General features: G+C 44.2%; 24 protein-coding genes. All 24 read right to left on the bottom strand.

Annotated features, from left to right (window positions below; genetic code table 11):
• Positions 1-29: 29 nt before the first annotated feature.
• The 24 genes from sucD to sdaAA all read right to left on the bottom strand — a co-directional run bounded on the left by sucD (position 30) and on the right by sdaAA (position 23,271).
• Positions 30-932 (bottom strand): succinate--CoA ligase subunit alpha, encoded by a 903-nt coding sequence (sucD, locus tag BLL41_RS03800; protein ID WP_003238566.1) that lies wholly within the window; start codon positions 930-932, stop codon positions 30-32.
• 28 nt (positions 933-960) lie between these two features.
• On the bottom strand, positions 961-2,118 hold the full coding sequence (gene sucC, locus BLL41_RS03795) for an ADP-forming succinate--CoA ligase subunit beta (RefSeq protein ID WP_014663957.1): 1,158 nt from the start codon (positions 2,116-2,118) through the stop codon (positions 961-963).
• Positions 2,119-2,292: 174 nt separating this feature from the next.
• A complete protein-coding gene (locus BLL41_RS03790) occupies positions 2,293-2,574 on the bottom strand; it encodes a FlhB-like flagellar biosynthesis protein (RefSeq protein WP_014663956.1) in 282 nt (93 codons plus the stop codon).
• On the bottom strand, positions 2,571-4,298 hold the full coding sequence (locus BLL41_RS03785; RefSeq protein WP_071576841.1) for a hypothetical protein: 1,728 nt from the start codon (positions 4,296-4,298) through the stop codon (positions 2,571-2,573). The genes BLL41_RS03790 and BLL41_RS03785 overlap by 4 nt, the downstream gene beginning before the upstream one ends.
• 29 nt (positions 4,299-4,327) lie before the next feature.
• Entirely contained in the window at positions 4,328-5,095 is a 768-nt protein-coding gene (gene rnhB / locus BLL41_RS03780) for a ribonuclease HII (RefSeq protein ID WP_071576840.1), read from the bottom strand.
• A gap of 70 nt (positions 5,096-5,165) precedes the next feature.
• A complete protein-coding gene (ylqF, locus tag BLL41_RS03775; RefSeq protein WP_009967235.1) occupies positions 5,166-6,014 on the bottom strand; it encodes a ribosome biogenesis GTPase YlqF in 849 nt (282 codons plus the stop codon).
• A gap of 144 nt (positions 6,015-6,158) precedes the next feature.
• Positions 6,159-6,506 (bottom strand): 50S ribosomal protein L19, encoded by a 348-nt coding sequence (rplS, locus tag BLL41_RS03770; protein WP_003220825.1) that lies wholly within the window; start codon positions 6,504-6,506, stop codon positions 6,159-6,161.
• A gap of 139 nt (positions 6,507-6,645) precedes the next feature.
• On the bottom strand, positions 6,646-7,377 hold the full coding sequence (gene trmD, locus BLL41_RS03765; protein ID WP_071576839.1) for a tRNA (guanosine(37)-N1)-methyltransferase TrmD: 732 nt from the start codon (positions 7,375-7,377) through the stop codon (positions 6,646-6,648).
• Entirely contained in the window at positions 7,374-7,898 is a 525-nt protein-coding gene (gene rimM, locus BLL41_RS03760) for a ribosome maturation factor RimM (RefSeq protein WP_071576838.1), read from the bottom strand. Before rimM ends, trmD begins: the two co-directional genes overlap by 4 nt.
• A 4-nt stretch (positions 7,899-7,902) precedes the next feature.
• The gene (locus BLL41_RS03755) at positions 7,903-8,289 is read right to left on the bottom strand and encodes a YlqD family protein (RefSeq protein ID WP_014663950.1); all 387 of its coding nucleotides are present in this window, start codon (positions 8,287-8,289) and stop codon (positions 7,903-7,905) included.
• 119 nt (positions 8,290-8,408) lie between these two features.
• Positions 8,409-8,654: a KH domain-containing protein gene (locus tag BLL41_RS03750; RefSeq protein WP_003220817.1), complete on the bottom strand. Its 246-nt coding sequence runs from the start codon at positions 8,652-8,654 to the stop codon at positions 8,409-8,411.
• Positions 8,654-8,926 (bottom strand): 30S ribosomal protein S16, encoded by a 273-nt coding sequence (rpsP, locus tag BLL41_RS03745; RefSeq protein ID WP_003220815.1) that lies wholly within the window; start codon positions 8,924-8,926, stop codon positions 8,654-8,656. Before rpsP ends, BLL41_RS03750 begins: the two co-directional genes overlap by 1 nt.
• A 105-nt stretch (positions 8,927-9,031) precedes the next feature.
• On the bottom strand, positions 9,032-10,372 hold the full coding sequence (ffh, locus tag BLL41_RS03740; protein WP_071576837.1) for a signal recognition particle protein: 1,341 nt from the start codon (positions 10,370-10,372) through the stop codon (positions 9,032-9,034).
• Positions 10,373-10,385: 13 nt separating this feature from the next.
• Positions 10,386-10,718, bottom strand: a complete 333-nt coding sequence (locus tag BLL41_RS03735) for a putative DNA-binding protein (protein ID WP_003238590.1) — start codon at positions 10,716-10,718, stop codon at positions 10,386-10,388.
• Positions 10,719-11,071: 353 nt separating this feature from the next.
• Entirely contained in the window at positions 11,072-12,061 is a 990-nt protein-coding gene (ftsY, locus tag BLL41_RS03730) for a signal recognition particle-docking protein FtsY (protein ID WP_071576836.1), read from the bottom strand.
• A gap of 19 nt (positions 12,062-12,080) precedes the next feature.
• Complete coding sequence (gene smc, locus BLL41_RS03725; RefSeq protein WP_071576835.1) at positions 12,081-15,641, bottom strand: chromosome segregation protein SMC; 3,561 nt, start codon at positions 15,639-15,641, stop codon at positions 12,081-12,083.
• Between the two features lie 100 nt (positions 15,642-15,741).
• Positions 15,742-16,491 carry a ribonuclease III gene (gene rncS, locus BLL41_RS03720; RefSeq protein ID WP_003232030.1) on the bottom strand — a complete coding sequence of 250 codons (750 nt, stop codon included), beginning with the start codon at positions 16,489-16,491 and terminating at the stop codon, positions 15,742-15,744.
• A 139-nt stretch (positions 16,492-16,630) separates the two neighbouring features.
• On the bottom strand, positions 16,631-16,864 hold the full coding sequence (gene acpP / locus BLL41_RS03715; RefSeq protein ID WP_003154310.1) for an acyl carrier protein: 234 nt from the start codon (positions 16,862-16,864) through the stop codon (positions 16,631-16,633).
• Positions 16,865-16,947: 83 nt separating this feature from the next.
• The gene (gene fabG, locus BLL41_RS03710; protein ID WP_019714385.1) at positions 16,948-17,688 is read right to left on the bottom strand and encodes a 3-oxoacyl-[acyl-carrier-protein] reductase; all 741 of its coding nucleotides are present in this window, start codon (positions 17,686-17,688) and stop codon (positions 16,948-16,950) included.
• On the bottom strand, positions 17,681-18,634 hold the full coding sequence (gene fabD / locus BLL41_RS03705) for an ACP S-malonyltransferase (RefSeq protein ID WP_071576834.1): 954 nt from the start codon (positions 18,632-18,634) through the stop codon (positions 17,681-17,683). The genes fabG and fabD overlap by 8 nt, the downstream gene beginning before the upstream one ends.
• Before the next feature lie 18 nt (positions 18,635-18,652).
• Positions 18,653-19,654 (bottom strand): phosphate acyltransferase PlsX, encoded by a 1,002-nt coding sequence (gene plsX / locus BLL41_RS03700; protein ID WP_071576833.1) that lies wholly within the window; start codon positions 19,652-19,654, stop codon positions 18,653-18,655.
• 13 nt (positions 19,655-19,667) lie between these two features.
• The gene (gene fapR / locus BLL41_RS03695; RefSeq protein WP_003232044.1) at positions 19,668-20,234 is read right to left on the bottom strand and encodes a transcription factor FapR; all 567 of its coding nucleotides are present in this window, start codon (positions 20,232-20,234) and stop codon (positions 19,668-19,670) included.
• A gap of 108 nt (positions 20,235-20,342) precedes the next feature.
• Entirely contained in the window at positions 20,343-22,391 is a 2,049-nt protein-coding gene (gene recG, locus BLL41_RS03690) for an ATP-dependent DNA helicase RecG (RefSeq protein WP_071576832.1), read from the bottom strand.
• Positions 22,369-23,271 carry an L-serine ammonia-lyase, iron-sulfur-dependent, subunit alpha gene (gene sdaAA, locus BLL41_RS03685; RefSeq protein WP_003232049.1) on the bottom strand — a complete coding sequence of 301 codons (903 nt, stop codon included), beginning with the start codon at positions 23,269-23,271 and terminating at the stop codon, positions 22,369-22,371. Before sdaAA ends, recG begins: the two co-directional genes overlap by 23 nt.
• Positions 23,272-23,285: the final 14 nt, after the last annotated feature.

Here is a 23,285-nt window from a genome sequence, read left to right as displayed (position 1 = left end):
GAACAGCCTTAACGGCTGTCCCTTTTTTATTAATGCGTTTTACAAGTTTCGAACAAGTTCTTCTCTTTCAGCACCTTAATTAAGGTTTCACCCATGACAGAAGGTGTCTCTGCAACTTCGATTCCGCATGCATTAAGGGTTTTGATTTTTTCATCAGCTGTCCCTTTTCCGCCGGAAATAATGGCGCCTGCATGCCCCATGCGCTTCCCAGGAGGTGCCGTCTTACCGCCGATAAAACCGACTACCGGTTTTGTCATGTTGGCTTTTACCCACTCTGCCGCTTCCTCTTCGGCAGTACCGCCGATTTCGCCAATCATGATGACAGCGTGTGTGTCAGGATCTTCGTTAAACGCTTTTAAAACGTCAATAAAGTTTGTTCCATTTACAGGGTCGCCGCCGATTCCAACAGCTGTAGACTGTCCTACACCCGCTTCTGAGAGCTGGTGCACCGCTTCGTATGTTAATGTTCCTGAACGTGATACAACGCCTACATGACCCTTTTTATGGATGTATCCGGGCATAATGCCGATTTTACATTCTTCAGGCGTAATGACACCCGGGCAGTTCGGCCCTATCAGTCTCGTTTTCTTGCCTTCCATGAAACGTTTGACCTTCACCATATCCAAAACCGGAATGTGTTCTGTGATACAAATCACGAGATCAAGCTCTGCATCTACCGCTTCCATAATCGCATCAGCTGCAAACGGTGCAGGCACATATATAACAGACGCGTTAGCGCCGGTCGTTTGAACTGCTTCAGCCACTGTATTAAATACAGGAACACCTTCCGCTTCAGTTCCGCCTTTTCCAGGTGTTACACCGCCTACGATATTTGTGCCGTATTCGAGCATCTGCTTCGTATGAAATAAAGCGGTAGAACCTGTAATCCCTTGTACAATAACTCTTGTATCTTTATTAATAAAAACACTCATTATATGGTCCCCTGCCTTTCATTCTTTCTTAAACTAAGGATACGATTTTCTGCGCGCCGTCAGCCATTGATTCCGCAGATGTAATGTTTAATCCTGATTCACTAAGGATTTTCTTCCCTAGATCCACGTTTGTGCCTTCAAGACGGACGACAAGCGGCAATGTCAAACCAACTTGTCTAGTCGCTTCAACAACCCCTTCTGCGATGACATCACATTTCATAATGCCGCCGAAAATGTTGACAAAAATCCCTTTAACGTTTTGATCAGAAAGAATGATTTTAAATGCTTCCGTGACTTTTTCCGCGGTTGCACCGCCGCCCACATCAAGGAAGTTGGCCGGTTCTCCACCGTAATGCTTGATAATATCCATTGTGGACATTGCAAGTCCCGCGCCGTTTACCATACAGCCGATATTTCCATCAAGGGAAATGTAGCTTAGGTCATATTTGGACGCTTCGATTTCTTTCGGATCTTCTTCATCCAAATCTCTGTATTCCATAATGTCCTTTTGTCTGTACAACGCATTGCTGTCAAAATTCAATTTTGCATCAAGCGCCATTACATTTCCGTCCCCGGTAACAACAAGCGGGTTGATTTCGGCGATTGAGCAGTCTTTTTCAACAAACGCTTTATATAGTCCAAGCATAAATTTAGCAGCTTTCCCCACAAGCTCTTTTGGAATATTAATAGCGAATGCAATTTCTCTGGCTTGATAGCCTTGAAGGCCGACAGCCGGATCAATGACAGCTTTTTTGATTTTTTCCGGTGTTTTCTCCGCAACTTCTTCAATTTCCGTTCCGCCTTCTTCAGAAGCCATCAGAACGATTCTGGAAGTAGCGCGGTCAAGCACAAGACCCACGTAATATTCTTTTTTAATATCGCAGCCTTCTTCAATAAGTAAGCGTTTTATTACTTGGCCGTCCGGACCCGTCTGATGTGTAACTAGGGTCTTCCCTAATAGTTCTTCGGCATACGCTTTTACTTCGTCTAATGATTTTGCTATTTTTACCCCACCAGCTTTGCCTCGACCGCCAGCATGAATTTGAGCCTTTACGACATAAACCGAGCTGGATAAGCTCTTTGCACTCTCAACTGCTTCTTCTGCTGTAAAAGCCACTTTACCTTCAGGAACAGATACCCCATATTTTCTGAGGACTTCTTTTCCCTGGTACTCATGGATATTCATTTCCCATCCTCCTAACTTATGTAACAAAACTAAAATAGACTGCGCTTTCATTCTATAATAATACTGGAAGAATTGTCTACAGTTCGGTGCAAAATCTTTTAATCCTTCTAAACATTCAAACTTTTACTTTATTAAAAACATAAATTTTCAAACAGAGGATGGGGAATATTTTAGCTATTTTTTGTTTTTCACGCTTTCGTCCAATCTGTAAATGAATGAAAAAATCTCGGCTACCGTTTCATAAAGAGCCTCAGGGATTTGATCATCTACCGTCAAATGGCGCATTAATTCGACAAGGGTCCGATCTTCTTGAATCGGGACCCCTGCCTTTTTCGCTTCTTTAATAATGTTGTCGGCTACATGGCCCTTTCCTGTGGCAAGCACTCTCGGCGCCTTGTCTTTTTGTTCGTCATAATGAAGAGCCACAGCTTTTCTGATCGGTGTCTGCTCTTTCATATTTTCACATCCACTTCTTGATCACTGATACTTGTTATATATTGATCGATTGAAGCCTTTTCTTCGGTGTGAACCCTTTTTTTCGCGTTTACCCCTGAAAGACTGTATCCCATTTCTTTTAACCCCTGTTTAAGCGTGGGAACCATCGGATCGATCGCAGCCTGCAGCTCGAAATCAGTCTCTATTGTAATGGTCATGACTTTTTGCTGTATCAAGCAATCAACGACGGTTTCTTTTAATGTATCAAGCTGCAGCAAAAATAAAAGGCGGCAATGGGAAGGATCAAGCTTGCCATCCGCTTCTTTCTTTCCTTTAAACAGAACAGTCATGTCATGAATTCCTGACTTCGAAAACATCGGAAATGACAGTACAATTTGGCTGTATGACGGATGGTCCTGCTGCATGAAAAGCTGGCCATTTAATTTATGAAAAAGCTGATCGGCTTCTTGCTTGATTGGTTCGGCTATCTCATGCGATGCTCTTACGGCATGAAGAGCCAGCTTGATGGACTGCATTTCGTCAGATGTGTCTGCGCTTCCTTGTTCAAACGCTTTAATGAACGCAAGCTCGTCCCTTGCGCCGATTGCCGTTTTCACTTTGGATAAGAAGGAAAGAACATCTGCCTTTTCCGCCAAATGAGGTGCTGTCTGCTGAACAGCCTTTAAAAAAACTTCGGCTTCCTGATCTGTGATTGGTGCCGCCTGTAAAAGTGCTGAAGCTGCAAGTGACTTACTATCACCCGTTGAAGCAGCCGCTTTAATCCAATTTGCTGCTTCTTTCACAATTTGGAGACTGTTTTTTTCAGCAGACTCCGTCAGCTTTGCCAGCAGCTGGCGGGCTTCTTTGATTGGAATGTCCGAGGCTGTTTTAACAGGCTCTCCTTGTAAATTTCTCTGTTCTACTAGATGATTTGCAACCGGCGGGCTGGCCTTTTCGGGGGAGCCTGCTGGTGTGCTAAGTTCCCTGTTTCCAGCTGTATTGGCGGAAGAGGGTGTTTTCATAGTCTCCGTTAAAGAAATAAGCTTATCGATCAGCCGTTCTGCATGGACATCAATTTCACTATTTAAAAGCGCCGTAACTGCTCCCTTTAGCTTTGAAATCATTTGGCTCTGCTGAGGGTTTTGTTCGATTGCCTGGACCAGCTGGGATATATGCTGATGCAACGGAACAGGCGATTTCACAGCATGAACACCATTCAAAACCTCGGAGTGAATGGGGAGATCGCGCTTTAAAGCGAAGAGAACCGTTTCAATCGCTTTTTTGGTGTCTTGCGACGGCAGCGTGTCCATCCAGCGGACAGCCGTTTTAATATCATTTTCTGTTACGGGTGTTTTGCTCTTCAGCATCGCTCCTGTCATCATGAGAGCTGCATTTGACGGCTTCACTGAAATGGCATTTAAAAGCTTGCCAGCTGCATCCTGAATGGTTTTAGGATTTTGCTCAAAGCTTTGAACGACCTGAAGACGTCCTGTCTGTTCTGCCGTTTTTTCATAGGAAAACCAATAGTATGCTTGAGGACGAAGCTGGGTTTCTAGTTTTCCCTGAACAGTTTGATTGCCGACTTGGATCAGGGCATGCTGATCTCCTAGTAAACGAAGCACTTTTCCCAAGAGGAGACGTTTCTCCCCGTTTAGCGCTTCGTTTACATTTGATGTTTCCTGCGGGACTGCTGTACGCCCAAAAAGGTGCTGCAGCGCCTTTTGCACATCATTTCGTATGTTCATTTTAAAAAGGTGCCTCCTTGTCCATTGATTTATCTGAAAGATTGAACAGGAGCGAAAGTTTTGCGGTGCAATTCAGTTGGGCCGTATGCAGCGAGAGCTTCCAAATGTTCTTTTGTTCCATAGCCTTTATTTTTTTCAAAGCCATACATAGGGTACGTTTCGGCATAAGCGCTCATCATTCGGTCTCTCGTCACTTTTGCGATACATGCACCTGCCGCAATAGACACACTTTTGGCATCTCCTTTTATAATTGACGACTGAGCCATGTCGAGCGGCAGTGTCATTGCGTCAACAAGCAAATAATCAGGTGTATCCGGCAAATCCTGTATCGCTTTAACCATTGCCATTTTAGAAGCTTCATATATATTGATTTCATCAATGACAGCAGCTTCTACAATTCCTATCCCGACCGCCAGTGCTTCTTTCATAATAAGCTCGTAAAATTCCTCACGTTTTTTCTCTGAAAGCTTTTTGGAGTCTGTCAGCCCAAGTATTTCACATTCCTCTGGCAGGATGACTGCACTGGCGACAACTGGTCCTGCCAATGGCCCCCGGCCGACCTCGTCAACACCTGCAATTAAACGGAATCCTTTGTTTCTTGCCAGTCTTTCATAGGAAGTCATATTCACCCATTGTTCTTTTAGCGCTTTTTCTTTCGCTTGCTTTTTAAGCCATTGCTCTACAAGCGTTTGAACGCTTTTTCTCGGGTCATTTTCACACTGGGCAATAAATGGGTCTTGTGCATCCTTCACTTCCTGCAAACGGTCTTTAATGTCCTTTACGGTTAATGTGTTCACTTTCTCTTCTCCCTTACTGTATGTATCGGTTCGGCCAAGAAAAAATAAAGACCCGCATTTCTGCGCGCCTTTACATCGTCGGCTGTTCAAATGACAGCCTGCCGAACTTTTCAGTGCGAATATCGCGAATGATGACTTCAGTCGTCTTATCGTAGTTAATGAGCCCACCGCTCATGAGACAGCCGCGTTTTTCACCTATTGCATCAAACAGCTCGGCAATGTCCTCCGGGATCTCATCAAGGCCGTAGCGCTCTTTAAGCCGTTCTGGATAATGTTCTTCAAGAAAACGAAGACCGAACACGGCTACATCCTGCAAATTGATAATCGAGTCTTTAATAGCCCCGGTGACTGCCAGTCTCAAGCCGACAAGCTCATCCTCAAATTTAGGCCACAAAATCCCCGGTGTATCTAATAACTCTAATTCTTTCCCAACTTTGACCCACTGTTGAGATGTCGTAATACCAGGTCTGTCTCCCGTTTTTGCTATGTTTTTCTTTGCAAGCCGGTTAATGAGCGTTGATTTTCCGACATTTGGAATACCGATAATCAAAGCGCGAATCGCTCTCGGCTTCACACCTTTCGCCCGCATCCGGTCAAATTTTTCTTGGAGGATCTCTTTTGATGCAGGCACAATTTGATTTAACCCTTGCCCATTTACAGAATTAATGGACAGAGAGCGGATCCCCTGGTTCTCAAAGTGCTCTTTCCATTGCTGTGTAACTGCCGCATCTGCTTTGTCAGCCTTGTTTAACAGCATAATTCGCGGCTTATTTTTTAGAATATCTTCAATCATTGGGTTTCTTGATGACATTGGGATTCTGGCATCTACCAATTCATATACGATATCGATTAATTTTAATTTTTCGGTTACTTCCCTTCTTGCCTTTGCCATATGGCCCGGGAACCATTGAATTGTCATGTGACACGAACACCGCCTTTATCTCTTCAGTATGCCTGATTCATTGTTGTCCTTTATGTATTTTACGATGCCTGTCCGGCATTTTCAAATTCTGTATAAAAAAAGAGCTTGTTACAGGTAACAAGCTCTTTTCGTTCGTTATCATTATCGTCTGATCTCTTTAATACGAGCCGCTTTTCCGCGAAGTTCACGCAGGTAGTAAAGTTTAGCACGGCGTACTTTACCGTAACGTACAACTTCGATTTTCGCGATTTTTGGTGTGTGTACAGGGAAAGTACGTTCAACGCCAACACCGTAAGAAATCTTACGAACTGTGAACGTTTCGCTGATTCCACCACCACGACGCTTAATCACAACACCTTCAAAGATCTGGATACGCTCACGGTTACCCTCAACAACTTTAACGTGTACACGTAAAGTGTCACCAGGACGGAACGCAGGAAGATCAGTACGAAGTTGTTCTTTTGTGATATCTTCAATTAGTTTTTGCATCGTTTTCAACTCCTTCCAACAGATGCTCTTGGCCACAAAAACCGGCACAGCGGAACATCGTTTTCAAGCTTGCAGCGGATAAGCCCGCTTAAGCCACAAGTAGTATCTTATCACAATTTCATAGCCTATGCAATAAAATCTATTCTTTTTCCCATTCAGAAATCCACTTTCGTTGCTGCTCTGTAAGCGGGTAGTCTTTTAAAAGATCCGGACGTCTTAGGTAGGTTCTTCTGATCGATTCTTTATTCCGCCATTCTTTAATTTTCGCATGGTTTCCTGACAAGAGTGTTTCAGGCACTTTTAAACCTTTGTAATCTGCCGGTCTTGTATAATGCGGGTGCTCTAAGAGTCCGGTGCTGAATGAATCCTCAATATGGGAAGCCTCTTTACCCAGCACACCCGGAAGCAGTCTGACCACACTATCTGCGATCATCATTGCAGGGAGCTCACCGCCCGTCAGTACAAAGTCGCCAATTGATATTTCATCCGTTACCAAATGCTCGCGGATGCGTTCATCATAGCCTTCATAGTGGCCGCAAATGAACAGTAAATGCTCTTCCTTTGCTAATTGTTCGGCTTTTTTTTGGGTAAAACGCTCACCTTGCGGGCATACGAGGATAATACGCGGAGCAGCGGCTGCCTTTGATGTCAGGTCCTCGACCGCGTCAAAAACAGGCTGAGGCTTGAGAACCATACCTGCACCGCCGCCATAAGGATAATCATCAACAGTATTGTGCTTGTTATCTGAGTACTCCCGGAAATTTACGACTTGAAACTGCACCGCATCTTTTTCCTGGGCTTTTAGAAGAATCGATGAGCCGAGAACACCTTCAAACATTTCTGGAAACAGCGTCAAAAAGTCGATTTTCATTCGTCTATTAACCCTTCCATGAGTTCAATCTCAATTTTCTTTTCGCTGACATCGATATGTTTAACCACTGATTCAATGTAAGGAATGAGTGCGTCTTTTTTCCCTTTTCGTCCGATGACCCAAACGTCATTAGCTCCAGGCGTCAAAATTTCTTTGACCTTTCCGATGAGTTCGCCTTCTTCAGTAAATACTTCACACCCAATGATTTCGTGAAAATAAAATTCACCCTCATTCAGCTCTCCTAAATCTTCTTCAGGCACTTTAATGATTGCGTTTTTCAGCTCTTCTACTTCATTTAGGCTTTGTCTTTCTTTAAACTGCAGCAGATGAAATTGCTTATGCAGTCTATGCGTGTTTACCGTTACTTCCACTGGTTCGTTACGGCCGTCCATAAACAAATACAGCGTGTTTCCCGGCTTGTATCTTTCTTCGGCAAAATCTGTTTTCGAAATCACCCGCACTTCGCCTTTGATTCCGTGAGTATTTACGATTTTGCCTACATTAAACCATCGCTTTGTCATATGATCACCTCTGGCGAATTTCAATTACTTTTCCGTCTTTTATGACGATGGTGTTCGCTGCTGTTTTTTCATGCCAGTCATCCCCGGCTTCAATCGTCAGCAGGGCATCGACTTCCTTTTCTCTCAACTCACTGCCAAGCGGCAATGTATGTACTTGAGCAATTTGAAAATCGATGATCTTTATATCATCTTTTCGCTTTTCTATTGCCTTTTTAAATTGTTCAATCATATCAGGGTTTTGCTGTTCTTTCTCGTGTTTTCTAAGCTGAAAATAGAGCTGGCTGCATTCTCGTTCAAGCATTTGTTTCTTTTCGGCAAAAGAAGCTAAAAGCTGTTCTTTGCTGCGCTCGGTTAAGACTTGCATAACGGCTACACGGTGAATAATTTGCATCGCACCAAGCTCCCCGCTTTTAAAACTTTTTCTCGCTGGCTTTTCTATTTTGCCTAAGCTTCTATCAGTTTACCCTTTTTTTGCGTGTAAAAAAAGGGGAGGTGCCGGCCCTCTCCCTTTTAGTCAAATATCTCAAATTGAACTTTCTTAGAAGACTGTGCGCCAGCTGCAAATACAGCTGTTCGAATCGCTTTTGCAGTCCGGCCTTGCTTTCCGATAACTTTACCGGTATCTGACTTATGGACAGATAAGCGCAGCGCAATCTTTTGATCGGTTTCTTCTCTTATGACGCGAATGTCATCTGGATGATCAACAAGCGGCGTCACAATTCGGACAATCAAATCTTCCAAGTGTTGATCAGTCATTACTTGCCTTGTTTAGCGTTGTGGAATTTTTCCATGATTCCTTGGCTAGAGAACAAGTTGCGAACTGTATCAGATGGTTTCGCTCCAGTTTGAAGCCATTTAAGAGCAAGCTCTTCGTCAATTTTTACTTCCGCTGGTTTTGCAACCGGATTGTAAGTTCCGACTGTTTCAATGAAACGGCCGTCACGTGGTGAACGAGAATCTGCTACAACAATACGATAGAAAGGAGATTTTTTTGCTCCCATACGTTTTAAACGAATTTTTACTGCCATTTTACTAGCACCTCCGAAAATATTTCAACAAGATAGTATATTAACAATGATAAAAGTGTTTGTAAAGTGTTTTTTCTTAACAATGGTTTTATCATGTATAACCAATTACATAAAAGGTAGCTTAAACCCTTTTTTCTTGCCTTTTGACATGTTTGTCATCTGCTTCATCATTTTTTTCATTTCGTCAAACTGCTTAAGCAGACGGTTGACTTCCTGTACGGATGTCCCGCTTCCTTTTGCAATCCGCTTCCGCCGGCTGGCATTGATGATATCCGGCTGTTCTTTTTCAAGAACAGTCATTGATTTGATGATGGCTTCCACATGATTCAGCTGTTTTTCATCAACTTGGATGTTTTTCAGGCCTTTCATTTTACCTGCACCCGGCATCATTTGCAGAAGTTCATCAAGCGGTCCCATGTTTCTGACTTGCCCGAGCTGCTCCAGAAAATCGTCCAATGTGAAGCTCATCGTTCTCATTTTTTGTTCGAGCTCTTTGGCTTTGTCTTCATCAACACTGGCCTGTGCTTTTTCAATCAATGTCAGCACGTCGCCCATGCCGAGAATCCTTGATGCCATGCGTTCAGGATGGAACGGCTCTAACGCATCAAGCTTTTCGCCCATACCTGCGAATTTAATCGGCGTGTTTGTGACAGCGCGAATAGAAAGCGCAGCCCCGCCGCGTGTGTCTCCATCCAGTTTAGTTAACACAACACCGGTTAAACCGAGCTGTTCATTAAAGCTTTTGGCAACATTCACAGCGTCCTGACCGGTCATTGAATCGACAACCAGGAAGATTTCTTCCGGATTCGCGATTTCTTTGACGTTGGTCAGTTCATCCATCAGTTCATGGTCGATATGCAAGCGGCCTGCCGTATCCAAAATGACATAGTCATAATGCTCTTCCTTGGCTTTCTCAATCGCTTGTTTCGCTATTTCTACAGGACTGACCTGATCACCAAGAGAGAAAACAGGCATATCTAGCTGTTTGCCGAGCGTTTCCAGCTGCTTAATTGCGGCTGGGCGGTAAATATCAGCAGCAACCAGCATCGGTTTGCGATTATGCTTTTTGCGCAGCAGATTCGCAAGCTTACCGCTTGTTGTCGTTTTACCGGCACCTTGGAGACCGACCATCATAATAACAGTCGGCGGCCTTTTTGCGACGGCGATTTTGCTCTCTTCGCCGCCCATCAGCTCAGTCAGTTCCTCTTTAACAACTTTAATGACCTGCTGGCCGGGCGTCAGACTTTTCATGACGTCTTGGCCTACAGCGCGTTCACTTACTTTTTTGACAAAATCCTTGACTACTTTAAAGTTAACGTCAGCCTCAAGCAGCGCAAGACGAACCTCACGCATCATATCTTTAACATCTTGTTCGCTGACTTTCCCTTTTCCGCGGATTTTAGAAATCGTCTGCTGCAGTCGGTCGGCTAATCCTTCAAATGCCATAGTTTGCCGCCTCCTAATCTAATTTCTCAAGCGCTTCAATCAGAGCTGTAATTTCTTCCTCTTCTTTTGAACCGGAAGCAAGCTCCTTCAGCTTATTAAACATCTCTTTACGCTCCTGAAACTTTTTCAAAAGGAGCAGCTTTTCTTCATATTGTTCAAGCATCGCTTCTGTTCGTTTGATGTTATCATAAACAGCTTGTCTTGAAACCTCATATTCTTCGGCTATTTCGCCTAGGGAGAAATCGTCCAAATAATAAAGCGACATATAGCTCTTCTGTTTTGACGTCAACAACGACTGATAAAAATCAAACAGATAATTCATTCTCGTTGTCTTTTCGAGTGACATTTGAGCTCTCCCCTTTGTTAAGTCAAATCCCTTTACGATAACTTAGTTTACACGGTTTTATTGACACTGTCAAGTTTTTATCTTGTCAAAGCGACGATTAACTTTTTTTCCAAAATACGCTAAATATTATCTATTTAGGTCGGAAACATAACACAAAATAGCTTCAGGAACAACTGATGCAAACGGAACATTTAAGGTTTCAGATTTGAGACAGCTGCTAGGTACTGCATGTATTACACATCTATTTCCGTTCATTACAAGACATCATCCCCATTCAAAGTTTTGAGGAGATTCAAGACTGGTATCCTCAAATGAGAAGATAAAAAAGGCCCCAAGATGTAGGGGCCTTTTTCTTAATCGTCGGCTTTTTCCACTAAATCTGAAAAGAGCCCGTACACATACGATTCTGGATCAAATTCCTGGAGGTCATCAACTTTTTCTCCTAACCCGACTAGTTTAACCGGGATGTGAAGCTCGTTGCGAATCGCAAGGACGATACCGCCTTTTGCCGTACCATCAAGCTTCGTTAAAGCAATGCCGGTAACATTTGTTGCTTTAGAGAACTCTTTTGCCTGGGCCATTGCATTTTGGCCAGTTGTGGCATCAAGGGCAAGCAGCACCTCATGCGGCGCTTCAGGAACCTCTCTTTCGATAACACGTTTCACTTTTTCAAGCTCTTTCATGAGATTGACTTTGTTTTGGAGACGACCTGCCGTATCACAAATTAATACATCGGCATTTCTTGCTTTTGCAGCATGAACAGCATCGTAGATGACAGCCGCCGGATCGCTTCCGGCAGTCTGCTTAATGACAGGCACTCCTGTACGCTCTCCCCATACTTCCAGCTGTTCAATGGCTCCCGCTCTAAAAGTGTCTCCGGCAGCAAGCACGACAGATTTTCCTTCTTGTTTCATTTTATGAGCAAGCTTTCCGATCGTTGTCGTTTTCCCAACGCCGTTTACACCTACCAGAAGGATTACGTTTAAACGCCCATCCTGGATGTTCAGCTCTGAAATTTGCTCATCTCCGCTGTTATAAATCTCGACCAGTTTCTCAGAAATGACTGACTGGACTTCCTTCGGATCTTGGATATTTCTGCGTTTGACTTCTTTTTTTAGTTCATCTATCAATTCCATAACGGTTGTAAAACCAACATCCGCGCTGATAAGAACCTCTTCAAGCTCTTCGAAGAAATCCTCATCCACTTTACGGTAACGGGATACAAGATCATTCACTTTGTCTTGAAAGGAGTTTCTTGTTTTTTCAAGGCCATCCTTAAACTTTTCAGATACGGAATCTGTCTGTTTTGTGATTTTCTCTTTTAATTTTTTAAAAAAGCTCATCTTTTAACCTCTTTCCTCGTTACTGAACGAATTCTTTTGTTTCTTCCAGCTTAACTGAGATTACCTTGGAAACACCGGACTCCTGCATGGTTACGCCGTATAGGACATCCGCTTCCTCCATCGTCCCTTTTCTGTGGGTAATCACAATAAACTGGGTATCTCTGCTGTATCTTTTTAAATACTGTGCAAACCGGAACACATTCGCTTCGTCAAGCGCAGCCTCTACTTCGTCAAGGACGCAAAACGGCACTGGACGAACCTTTAAAATTGAGAATAAGAGCGCTATAGCCGTAAGCGCACGCTCTCCGCCTGACAGGAGGTTTAAGTTTTGCAGCTTTTTCCCCGGCGGCTGTGCGATAATCTCAACTCCTGAGTGAAGCAGATCGTTAGGATCGGTGAGCCTCAATTCAGCTCGCCCCCCTCCAAATAAGGAGCGGAAGACTTGATCAAAGTGTGAGCGGATTTGGACGAAGGTGTCGTTAAAGCGCTTCGTCATTTCTTCATCCATTTCTTCAATCACTTGGAACAGGGTATTTTTCGCTTCTGTTAAATCTTCTTTTTGTTCCGACAAAAACTTGTACCGTTCGTTGACCCTCTCAAACTCATCTATGCTTCCGAGGTTCACGGTACCAAGCTCTTCAATTGCGAGTTTAATCAGCTTCACGCGCTTTCTGGCTTCCTCTGGATCAGTTTCAAGCTGATATTTCTCTTTTGCCCCCTCAAAGGACAAGCTGTATTCCTCTCGCAAGTACTGGAGTAAATTATCAAGCTCTACTTCCATTCGCCCAAGTTTGACTTCCTCATCTTTTAAGAGTGTTGTTTTTTGTTTATACAGGCGTTTCATTTCTTTCAGCTCACGCTCATACGTATCAAGTCCATGCTGAAGCTTGATGCGCTGATCGCGCCTTAACGCAATCAGTTCGATCGTTTTCGTTTTGTCATTCAATTTATGTTTTGCGGCTTCTTCCAGCTTTTCTTCGCCGCTGGTGCTTGATGACATCTCTGACGTTAAGAAGCTTAAGTCTTCTTTTGCTTCTTTTAACGCAAGCTCAGTTTCTGTGAGCTCTTTCTTTAATCTGGCAAGGTTGTCCTCTTCCCCCTTGCATTCCTGCTCTTTTTTGGCCGCTGCAATCTTCAGCTCAGTCAGCTCGTTGGAGAGAGACTCTTTCGTTGAGGATTGCGATTGTTTTTGTTTTGTCAGTCTGTCTATGTCCTCTTCAAGATGCTTCATCTTTTCAGATACAGCAGAGAGCTCTTCTTCAAGCTTGTGTTTGCGCGCTTTTTTCTCTTCATCGCTTTCTGACAGAGCAGATTTTTCTTGATCATAGAGCTCTAAATGGGTATTAATATTTTTCTCGGCAACTTGAAGTTCGTACAGCTGGCCCTTCACATCCTGCTGCTTTAACCTTAAGCTTTCTCCGTTTTCTCTTAAGTCAGCCAGGTTTTTCTCCATATCCTGAATGGAGTGCTTAAGGGTTTTGACCTCTTGTTCAAGCAGAGCTGTTTTCTCTTCCATTTCAGCGAGCCGTTTCGTCACATCTTCTAGCTCCCGGCTTCTTCCGAGGAGGGAGTTATTTTTCTTTTTAACCGCGCCGCCCGTCATTGAGCCACCAGGGTTCACAACATCTCCCTCAAGGGTTACGATGCGGTACCGGTGCCCGAGAAGCTTTGCAAGCTCGTTTGCACCCTTTAAATCCTCTGTGATCAGCACGGTCCCAAGAAGGTTCTGGATGACGCTTCGATATGCAGGATCAAATGTGACAAGTTCACTGGCAATCCCGAGAAATGATGAGTGCCGAGCGGCTGTTTCCGCATCACGGCTTTGAAGCTGGCGGTCTCTAATAACAGAAAGAGGCAAAAACGTCGCCCGGCCGAAGGAATTCTGCTTTAAATATTGAATCGCTTTGCGGGCAGACTGTTCATCGTCAGTCACGACGTGTTGAGCAGAAGCGCCGAGCGCTATTTCAATGGCCGTTTCATACTTCTGTTCTGTCGAGATCAGCTCAAGAACCGCTCCGCGAATTCCGCCAAGGCGCTCTTTCGCTTTCAGCACTTCTTTAACACCTTGATAAAAGCCGGAAAAATCCCCCTGCATCGCCTCAAGCATGTCCTTTTTCGCTCTCGCTTGCTGAACGTATTGATATGCCTGATACAGAGCGGATTCATTTTTTTCGTATTGGCGCTTTTTCTGCTCATATTTTGTCTGCATATCACGATATGCACCAACTTGGCTGTGAATCTCCTGCTCAATTCGGGCAAATTCCGTTTCACATGCGGCTTTTCGCGCAGAAATATCACGCCGTTCCTGCAGGTGCTTTTCATTGTTGTCCGCGAGTCTCTGCAATGTGACAGCAGATTGGGACATCTGATCATCTAAAAGCTGGAGCTCGTTGCGAATCGAAGCCTGGCTGTTTAACAGCTCAAAGTAATCACTTTTCAGCTGCTCGATTTTCTCTTCGACATTTTCGTTGTGAAGACTTAGAGCCTGCTGTTTTTCTTTCACTTGAACTCTTAACTGTTTCACCTCTGCTTGAAGCGTTTCGAAGACAGCTTCCTGCTTCGCAAGCTCTTCTTTCAGCACCGTTTCTTTTTGATGGAACTGAACGATGGCTTCTTCAAGCTGTTCTTGGTTTTGCACAGCGTTTTTCTTTCGTTCTTTCAGGACTTCTTTACGGCCCTCAAGCTTTTCCAGCTCTTCACTTGTTACCAGTAAAACTTGCTGGAGCTCATCTACTGATTCATCAAGCGCTTGAATTTTGTCCCGCGTATCCTCAATATTTGCTTCTTTCGCAGAAATAGCAGACGATTCAGCGAGCTCTTCTTCTTTTGCAATCTGCACTTTCTCTTTAAGAGTTGACCATTTACCATGCAGCTCTTCAATATCATAGGCAGTCAGCGCAATTTCAACATGCTCCAGTTCTTTCTTTTTCTCAAGGTAATCTTTCGCTATTGAAGCTTGAATTTTAAGAGGTTCAACCTGTCCTTCAAGCTCATGTAATATATCTTCTACCCGATTTAGATTGTCCTGTGTTTCAAACAGTTTATTTTCTGCTTTTTTCTTTCTTGTTTTATATTTAAGCACCCCGGCCGCTTCTTCAAAGATACTGCGGCGATCCTCTGCTTTGCTGCTTAAAATCTCTTCCACTTTCCCTTGGCTGATAATAGAAAATGCTTCTTTACCAAGGCCAGAGTCCATAAATAAATCAATAATATCTTTTAAGCGGCACGGCTGATTGTTAATCAGAAACTCACTTTCGCCTGATCTGTACACACGTCTTGTGACACTAACCTCGTGGAAGTCAATTGGCAAGAAATGATCGTCATTATCAAGAGTAAGCGTAACTTCAGCTAGATTTAATCGCTTTCTTGAATCACTGCCGGCAAAAATAATGTCTTCCATTTTTCCGCCGCGAAGAGAGCGTGCCGATTGTTCGCCGAGAACCCAGCGAATGGCATCCGTGATGTTGCTTTTTCCGCTTCCGTTCGGCCCGACAACCGCTGTCACGCCTTTCACGAAGTCTACGGAAATCCGTTCTGCAAATGATTTAAATCCTATAACGTCTAAACGTTTGAGGAACATAGCGATCCTCCTTATGTAATAAGTATTTCAATTCTATCATAAACATTGGTGAAATAAGACGGCATACATACTGAAATCCCCCTGAATCATAAGGGGGATTTTATTGTTTCGTATGGTGTTTTTGCAATTTAGCTAAAGCTTCCTGAGCAGCGTGCTGTTCGGCTTCTTTCTTTGAACGGCCGTTTCCGACTCCGAGTGGTTCACCTTTTAGAGATACGATGGCTTCAAATTCACGGTTGTGCGCAGGTCCTTTTTCGTTGGAGATTTTATACTCCAGAGAGCCTTTGCCGTCTCGCTGCACGTATTCTTGCAGCTGGCTTTTGAAATCCATCACATGAGAAAAAGCACCATCGTTAATTTTAGGGAACACATAAACTTTTAAGAAACTTTCGACCGGCTCTAATCCTTGGTCAAGATACAAGGCTCCGATAAATGCCTCAAAAACATCCGCCAATAGAGCAGGACGCTTTCTTCCACCCGTCATTTCCTCACCTTTCCCCAACAGGACAAGGTCGCCGAATGACAGTTCGTGAGCCAATGAAACGAGAGACGGTTCGCAAACGATTGCGGCTCTCAATTTCGTCAAATCTCCTTCACTCATAGCCGGGTATTTGGCAAATAAGAATCTGGAGATCGTCAGTTCCAAAACAGCGTCACCTAAAAATTCAAGCCTTTCATTATCTTCATACGGCTTTTTCCGATGCTCATTCACATAAGATGAATGTGTAAATGCTTGATACAAAAGCTTTTCATTTTGAAAGTGAACCGAAATCCGTTCTTGAAACTCTTTAAATTGTTCTACTTTTTTATAGAACTTTTTTTTATCTTTATAATGTGAGTGTTTTGACATAGTAACCTCCATAGGCACATCAGGTTCACCGCGCTTCTCTGACTAAACCGGATACAGCGCGCGTAAAAGCGGCATGCTGTAATAACTGCACGAATAAAGGGCTAAAGCCCCGCGTTTCGGCGGGACTTTTAGCATCAGCTTATTGCTGGTTTTGTATGTAGTTCACAGCGTCGCCGACTGTTGCAATCTTTTCAGCATCTTCGTCAGAAATTTCCATATCAAACTCGTCTTCAAGTTCCATAACAAGCTCAACTACATCTAGGGAATCAGCACCTAAGTCTTCCTTGAAAGAAGCTTCAAGTTTGACGTCTGCTTCATCAACGCCAAGGCGATCTACGATGATTTTCGTTACACGCTCTAATGTGTCTGCCATAGCAATTCACCTCCCCTCAAGTATTATAGTGGATTCGTTTTTAAAAAACTAGAGAAACTATGATGAAATTTTCGAGAAAAAACTTACATCACCATTCCGCCGTCAATATGAAGTGTTTGGCCTGTCATGTAACGGGCTCCCTCTGAAGCAAGGAACGTGACAACACTGCTGACATCGCCGGGTTCGCCAAAGCGCGCGAGCGGAATTTGTTTCAGCATTTCATCTTGAACGTCTTTTGCAAGTTTATCTGTCATATCGGTTGAAATAAATCCTGGCGCTATCGCATTTACCGTAATATTTCGGCTGGCAAGCTCTTTAGCAGAAGATTTTGTTAAACCGATGACGCCGGCTTTTGCAGCCACGTAGTTGGCTTGTCCAGGGTTTCCGCTGACGCCTACGATAGACGATACGTTAATAATCCGGCCTGAACGCTGTTTCATCATTTGTCTTGTAACAGCTTTTGTGCAGTTGAAAACACCCTTCAGGTTAATGTTAATGACATCATCCCATTCGTCTTCTTTCATTCTCATGATGAGATTGTCTCTTGTAATTCCCGCATTATTAACCAAAATATCAATCGCAGAAAAAACAGACAGCGTTTCTTTTATCATGTTTTGTACATCTTCGGGATTTGATACATCCGCTTTGACAGCAATTGCTTTTCTGCCCATTGATTTGATTTCATCAACCACTTCATTTGCTTTCGCTTCATTGCCGGAGTAGTTCACGACAACATTCGCGCCGCTTTTTGCCAGGTCAAGGGCGATTGAGCGGCCAATTCCGCGGGATGCGCCAGTGACAATAGCCGTTTTATCATTAAGCATTATCATTCTCCTCCTTAAGCGTTTGAATTGCCAGCTCGATCGTTTCCGGATCTGATACAGCAATTGTTTTTAACCGTCTGTTTACTTTTTTCACAAGGCCAGAAAGCACTTTTCCGGGACCGATTTCCACAAAAGTGGTAACACCCTCTGCAATCAGCTTGTTAATGCTTTCCTCAAAACGAACAGGAGAGTAAAGCTGCTCAATGAGTTTTTCTTTGATTTCTGCTTTTTCAGTCATCACGTCAGCAGAAACATTTGAGATGACCGGAACGTAAGCGTCTTTTATGTCACAGGCATCCAATACCTCTTTCAGCTTTTCAGCAGCCGGTTTCATCAGTTCGGAATGGAACGGACCGCTTACTTCAAGCGGAATCGCGCGTTTTGCACCATTCTCTTTTGCCAGTTCAGATGCAAGCTCAACCCCTTTAGCTGTTCCGGAAATAACAATTTGTCCAGGACAGTTGAGATTCGCAAGCTGTACAAGGTTGCCTTCCTTCGTGACTTTATCAGTTACTTGCTTTAATGCTTCAGCATCCATGCCGAGAATCGCAGCCATTGCTCCTTCGCCAGCCGGTACCGCTTCATTCATAAACTCTCCGCGTTTTCTGACTGTGTAAACAGCATCTTTGAAAGACAGGGCGCCAGCCGCAACCAGTGCAGAATATTCACCAAGGCTGTGCCCTGCTGTGAAATCAGGTGTAATGCCAGATTCTTTAAATTTCTCAAGAACTGCAATGCTTGTCGTAAGCAAAGCAGGCTGCGCATTGTATGTAAGTGTTAATTCTTCAGCAGCACCCTCAAAAATAAGCGAGCTGAGTTTTGTTTCTAACGTTTCATCGGCTTCATCAAACAGACGCTTTGCAGCAGGCACCTGCTCATAAAGCTCTTTTCCCATGCCGATAAATTGTGAACCCTGACCCGGGAATAAAAATGCAATCTTACTCATGATGTAAAAACCTCCAGACTACTCATCTGTTTTTTCTTCTTTCACTTCTTCCTGAATGAGTTCAGCCACATTTTGGCTGACCATCTCTCTTGCTTGCCGAATCGCATGAAATACTGCATTAGAATCTGATGAGCCGTGCGCCTTGATCACAGGGGCTTTTAAGCCAAAAAGACTTGCTCCGCCATAATTCGAGTACTCCATTTTCATTTTCATTTCTTTCAACTTTGGCTTCAGCACTGCTGCTGCAAGCTTGGATGTGAAAGTAGACGTCATTACTTCTCTCATCATTTTAAAAATAGACAACGCAGAGCCTTCCAGCGTTTTGAGTGTAACATTCCCGGTAAAGCCGTCTGTTACTACAACATCCGCCACATCATCTAATAGGTCTCGCGCTTCCACGTTTCCGATAAAATTGATGTTCTCTGTTTCTTTTAACATTTGAAACGTTTGTTTCGTCAGTTCGTTTCCTTTTTTATCTTCTGTTCCGACATTTAAAAGCCCGACTCTCGGTGAAGAGACACCGCGCACTTGCTGAGAATAAACAGAGCCCATGATGGCGTATTGAACGAGGTGCTCCGGTTTGGCATCGACATTGGCGCCCACATCAAGGAGAAGAAATCCGTCTCCAGAAACGGTCGGAAGTGTCGGGGCAAGCGCCGGACGGTCAATTCCTTTAATTCTTCCGACGATAAAGAGACCTGCTGTCATTAACGCACCGGTATTTCCTGCTGAAATGCAGGCGTCAGCTCTGTTTTCCGCAACCTCCTGCGCCATAAGAACCATAGATGAATTCTTTTTTCTTCGCACGGCGCGGACCGGTTCATCCGTAGGCTCAATCACTTCATCTGCGTGCAGCACCGTGATACGATCTGATGTTGTTGTTAAATGTGATTCTATCGTTGTTTTGTCACCGACAAGTGTGATATGGAGATCATCAAATGCCTCTATACCTTTTATAACTCCGTCAATAACAGCTTTGGGAGCGTGGTCTCCTCCCATTGCATCTACAGCTATTCTCATGCATGCTCCACCTTTATGAATGTTTTGAACGATACATGTCAAAGCGTCCAGAAAAAACAATTTCTTCGCCAACGTAGCTGTTCACTTCGACAACCGTTCTTCCTTTTTCTTTTTCGACAGCCGTTACTTTCGCTTTCGCTACGACGCGTTCTCCCTGCTTTACCTGTCTTGTAAAGCGGATGTCTGCACTTGCAGTCAGCGCCAGCTCGTCATCAATGACTGCAACGGCCAAAGAATTCGCCTGTGCAAATAAATGGTGTCCTCTCGCAATCTGATTCCGGCTGAACACATGCTCCTGTTTTATTTCTAAAATGGATATCGCCTGATCATCCAGCTCAAGGTCAATAATTTCTCCGATAACTTCATCAAGTGACAGGGACTTTACTTCGTCCTCAAGTGTTTTCTCTGCCACGTTCTTAATTCTTTCTCTCAGCTCCGGTATGGAAAGCTCTAAGCGGTCCAAACGTATCGTCTGGATGCTCACCCCGAATTTACCAGCTAATTCTTCATCTGTAATAAAAGGGGTTGCTTGAATCGTCTGCTGAAGTAATTCCTGGCGTTCTCTCTTATTCCTTCTCATATCTAAACACCATCCGGACAATTAAGACTAGGTACTAATAGTAGTATATAATTTCATAGATTGGAATGCAACGATTGTTTCTGGCTGAACACCAAAAACTTCTGATGCTCAGCTTAATTTTTCCCCGTCCATTACTCCGCTCTTCAGCAATTGCTCTCTTAACACAGCGTATTCCGGCTCCTTCCAGAACGCGTCGGAAGCCACAAGATTCGCAGCATCCTGCCTTGCCGTTTCAAGCGCTCTGTAATCATGAACCATGTCCGCCACCTTGAATTCCGGCATTCCGCTTTGTTTTTTCCCAAAGAAATCACCGGGGCCTCTCAGTTCCAGATCCTTTTCAGACAGCTCGAACCCGTCATTGGTCTCCGACATGATCCTCATCCGTTCTTTCCCTGTTTCTGATTTTGGATCAGCCATCAGAATACAGAAAGATTGATGTTCACCCCGTCCGACACGGCCGCGCAGCTGGTGAAGCTGTGACAGCCCGAAACGGTCGGCGTCATAAATCACCATAATCGTTGCATTCGGAACATTCACGCCGACCTCAACGACAGTGGTGGATACGAGAATTTGACAGTGATTGGCGCTGAATTCTCTCATGACCTGGTCTTTTTCATCTGAATGCAGCTTTCCGTGCATAAGGCCGACGTTCCATTTCCCCCGAAAAATATCAGAAAGCATATTGTACACGTCAATGGCGTTTTGCACATCAAGCTTGTCTGATTCTTCAATCAGCGGACAGATGATATAAGCCTGTCTGCCTTGCTTTAATTCTTTTTCGACAAATGCCAAAATGCGATCCAGCATGTCATGTTTTACCCAATAGGTTTCGATTTGCTTTCTTCCAGCCGGCATCTCATCGATGACTGATACGTCCATTTCACCGAACACTGTGATCGCTAACGTTCTTGGAATCGGAGTGGCTGTCATAAAGAGAACATCGGGATCCTGCCCTTTGTTCCGAAGCTTTTTGCGCTGCTCAACCCCAAAACGATGCTGTTCATCTGTAATAACAAGACTCAGCGCCTTAAACTCCACCTCATCTTGGATTAAAGCGTGGGTTCCTACAAGAATATCAATCTCTCCCGCCGCAAGACGTTCAAGCAATTCTTTTCGCCGCTTCCCTTTAACGGAGCTTGTCAAAAGAGCCACGCTGACATCCCATTTTTCAAATAGTGAAACAAGCGAATCAGCATGCTGTTCGGCCAGAATTTCTGTCGGCACCATGAGCGCTCCTTGGTATCCGGATAAGATCGCGGCATACAGCGCAATTGCAGCGACTGCTGTTTTTCCTGATCCAACGTCCCCTTGAAGAAGACGGTTCATTCTGTATGGAGAAGACATGTCTGCTGTTATTTCGCGAAGAACGCGTGACTGGGCATTTGTGAGGGGAAACGGGAGGCTTTTGATAAATCTCATGAGTTCTTCGTTTGAAAAACGCTGCCGTATCCCTTGTGTCTGCTCTCTTTCCGCCTTTCGGAACGCCTGCATTTTCAACTGAAACAGCAAAAATTCTTCGTAAACAAACCGTCGTCTGGCAAGCTTTAATGCTTCCCTTGTTTCAGGCTGGTGCATTGCTTTTAACGCCTGATAATAGTCAGGCAGTTTATAGCTTTTTCTTAGCTTTTCCGGAAGAGGATCAGGAAGTGATTCTGCATATTGGGTCAGCGCCTGCTGAATAAAACGCCTCATCATTTTGACGGTAACATTTTCTTTCACAGAATACACTGGTTCAATGCTTTTATCTTCTTGATGCGGCCCGTTTTTCAACTCCTGAACAGAGATCGTTTGGCGGTGCTTGTCCCATTTACCTGAGACCGTCACAACAGAACCGAGCGAAAGCTTCTTCTTCAAGTAAGGCCTGTTAAAACATACGGCTGTGATTAAATAGTGGCCGACCAGAAGCCTGAATGTCAGCCTGTTTCGTTTTTTTCCGTAATAGGTAAGAGAAGGCTCTGAATGAACCTTCCCTTCGACTGTCACTCTTTCATCATGCTTTACTTCTTCTAAATCCCTCAGCTCGTAGTCATCATAACGATAAGGGAAATAATTCAGAAGATCAGAAATGTCATAAATTCCGAGTTCGTGTAATGTTTTTTCTGTTTCCGGCCCAATACCCTTAATGTTAGCTATACTAGTTTGCTGATGTTGTTTCACGTGAACCTAGCGCTCCTCCGAAAATTTTTTTCTCCAACTCTCTTCCAGTCGGTGTTGCCGCTAAACCGCCCTGGCCTGTTTCTCTAAGTGCTGTTGGCATCGTTTGGCCTATTTTATACATGGCATCGATAACCTCATCACATGGAATACGGCTAGTAATGCCCGCCAATGCCATATCAGCGGCAATCATCGCATTTGACGCGCCCATCGCATTTCGTTTCACGCAGGGCACCTCAACAAGCCCCGCCACAGGGTCGCATACGAGGCCTAGCATATTTTTTAATGTAATGGCCATGGCCTCGGCGCTTTGTTCGGGGGTTCCTCCTGCCATTTCAACAATGGCCGCAGCCGCCATGCCTGAAGCTGATCCAACCTCTGCCTGACATCCTCCGGCAGCACCGGAAATACTTGCGTTATTGGCCACGACAAATCCGAAAGCTCCGGCCGTAAACAAAAAGCGGATCATTTGTTCTCTCGTTGGATTCAGCTTTTCTTTTACAGCAAATAACGTGCCAGGCACCACACCGGCAGAACCTGCAGTCGGTGTCGCACAGATGGTTCCCATAGCTGCATTTACTTCATTCGTTGCAACGGCTTTCGATACAGCATCTAAAATTAGCGGGCCAGACAGGCTTTTTCCTGATCGAATATAAGCCTGTAATTTAACAGCGTCTCCGCCTGTTAAGCCCGTTTGGCTCGTCACTCCCTCGAGTCCTTTCTGAACCGCCGCTTCCATAACAGACAGGTTATGATCCATCTGCTGAAAAATATCCTCTTTTGTTTTTTCTGTTACTTCCATCTCTTGAGCTATCATCACATCAGAGATCAATATTTGTTTTTCTTTAGTAATCTCGATTAATTCCTTTACATTACGAAACATAACTGGCTCCTCCT

Source organism: Bacillus sp. FMQ74, from assembly GCF_001875785.1.
GTDB classification, from domain to species: Bacteria; Bacillota; Bacilli; order Bacillales; family Bacillaceae; genus Bacillus; species Bacillus stercoris.
The sequence above is the reverse complement of the archived record's forward strand: the minus strand, read 5'-3'. Positions and strand labels throughout refer to the sequence as shown.

Coding starts and splice junctions, on each gene's coding strand:
- sucD (WP_003238566.1), bottom strand. CDS start 932: ATGAGTGTTTTTATTAATAAAGATACAAGAGTTATTGTACAAGGGATT.
- sucC (WP_014663957.1), bottom strand. CDS start 2,118: ATGAATATCCATGAGTACCAGGGAAAAGAAGTCCTCAGAAAATATGGG.
- BLL41_RS03790 (WP_014663956.1), bottom strand. CDS start 2,574: ATGAAAGAGCAGACACCGATCAGAAAAGCTGTGGCTCTTCATTATGAC.
- BLL41_RS03785 (WP_071576841.1), bottom strand. CDS start 4,298: ATGAACATACGAAATGATGTGCAAAAGGCGCTGCAGCACCTTTTTGGG.
- ylqF (WP_009967235.1), bottom strand. CDS start 6,014: ATGACAATTCAATGGTTCCCGGGCCATATGGCAAAGGCAAGAAGGGAA.
- rplS (WP_003220825.1), bottom strand. CDS start 6,506: ATGCAAAAACTAATTGAAGATATCACAAAAGAACAACTTCGTACTGAT.
- trmD (WP_071576839.1), bottom strand. CDS start 7,377: ATGAAAATCGACTTTTTGACGCTGTTTCCAGAAATGTTTGAAGGTGTT.
- rimM (WP_071576838.1), bottom strand. CDS start 7,898: ATGACAAAGCGATGGTTTAATGTAGGCAAAATCGTAAATACTCACGGA.
- BLL41_RS03755 (WP_014663950.1), bottom strand. CDS start 8,289: ATGCAAATTATTCACCGTGTAGCCGTTATGCAAGTCTTAACCGAGCGC.
- BLL41_RS03750 (WP_003220817.1), bottom strand. CDS start 8,654: ATGACTGATCAACACTTGGAAGATTTGATTGTCCGAATTGTGACGCCG.
- rpsP (WP_003220815.1), bottom strand. CDS start 8,926: ATGGCAGTAAAAATTCGTTTAAAACGTATGGGAGCAAAAAAATCTCCT.
- ffh (WP_071576837.1), bottom strand. CDS start 10,372: ATGGCATTTGAAGGATTAGCCGACCGACTGCAGCAGACGATTTCTAAA.
- BLL41_RS03735 (WP_003238590.1), bottom strand. CDS start 10,718: ATGTCACTCGAAAAGACAACGAGAATGAATTATCTGTTTGATTTTTAT.
- ftsY (WP_071576836.1), bottom strand. CDS start 12,061: ATGAGCTTTTTTAAAAAATTAAAAGAGAAAATCACAAAACAGACAGAT.
- smc (WP_071576835.1), bottom strand. CDS start 15,641: ATGTTCCTCAAACGTTTAGACGTTATAGGATTTAAATCATTTGCAGAA.
- rncS (WP_003232030.1), bottom strand. CDS start 16,491: ATGTCAAAACACTCACATTATAAAGATAAAAAAAAGTTCTATAAAAAA.
- acpP (WP_003154310.1), bottom strand. CDS start 16,864: ATGGCAGACACATTAGAGCGTGTAACGAAAATCATCGTAGATCGCCTT.
- fabG (WP_019714385.1), bottom strand. CDS start 17,688: ATGCTTAATGATAAAACGGCTATTGTCACTGGCGCATCCCGCGGAATT.
- fabD (WP_071576834.1), bottom strand. CDS start 18,634: ATGAGTAAGATTGCATTTTTATTCCCGGGTCAGGGTTCACAATTTATC.
- plsX (WP_071576833.1), bottom strand. CDS start 19,654: ATGAGAATAGCTGTAGATGCAATGGGAGGAGACCACGCTCCCAAAGCT.
- fapR (WP_003232044.1), bottom strand. CDS start 20,234: ATGAGAAGGAATAAGAGAGAACGCCAGGAATTACTTCAGCAGACGATT.
- sdaAA (WP_003232049.1), bottom strand. CDS start 23,271: ATGTTTCGTAATGTAAAGGAATTAATCGAGATTACTAAAGAAAAACAA.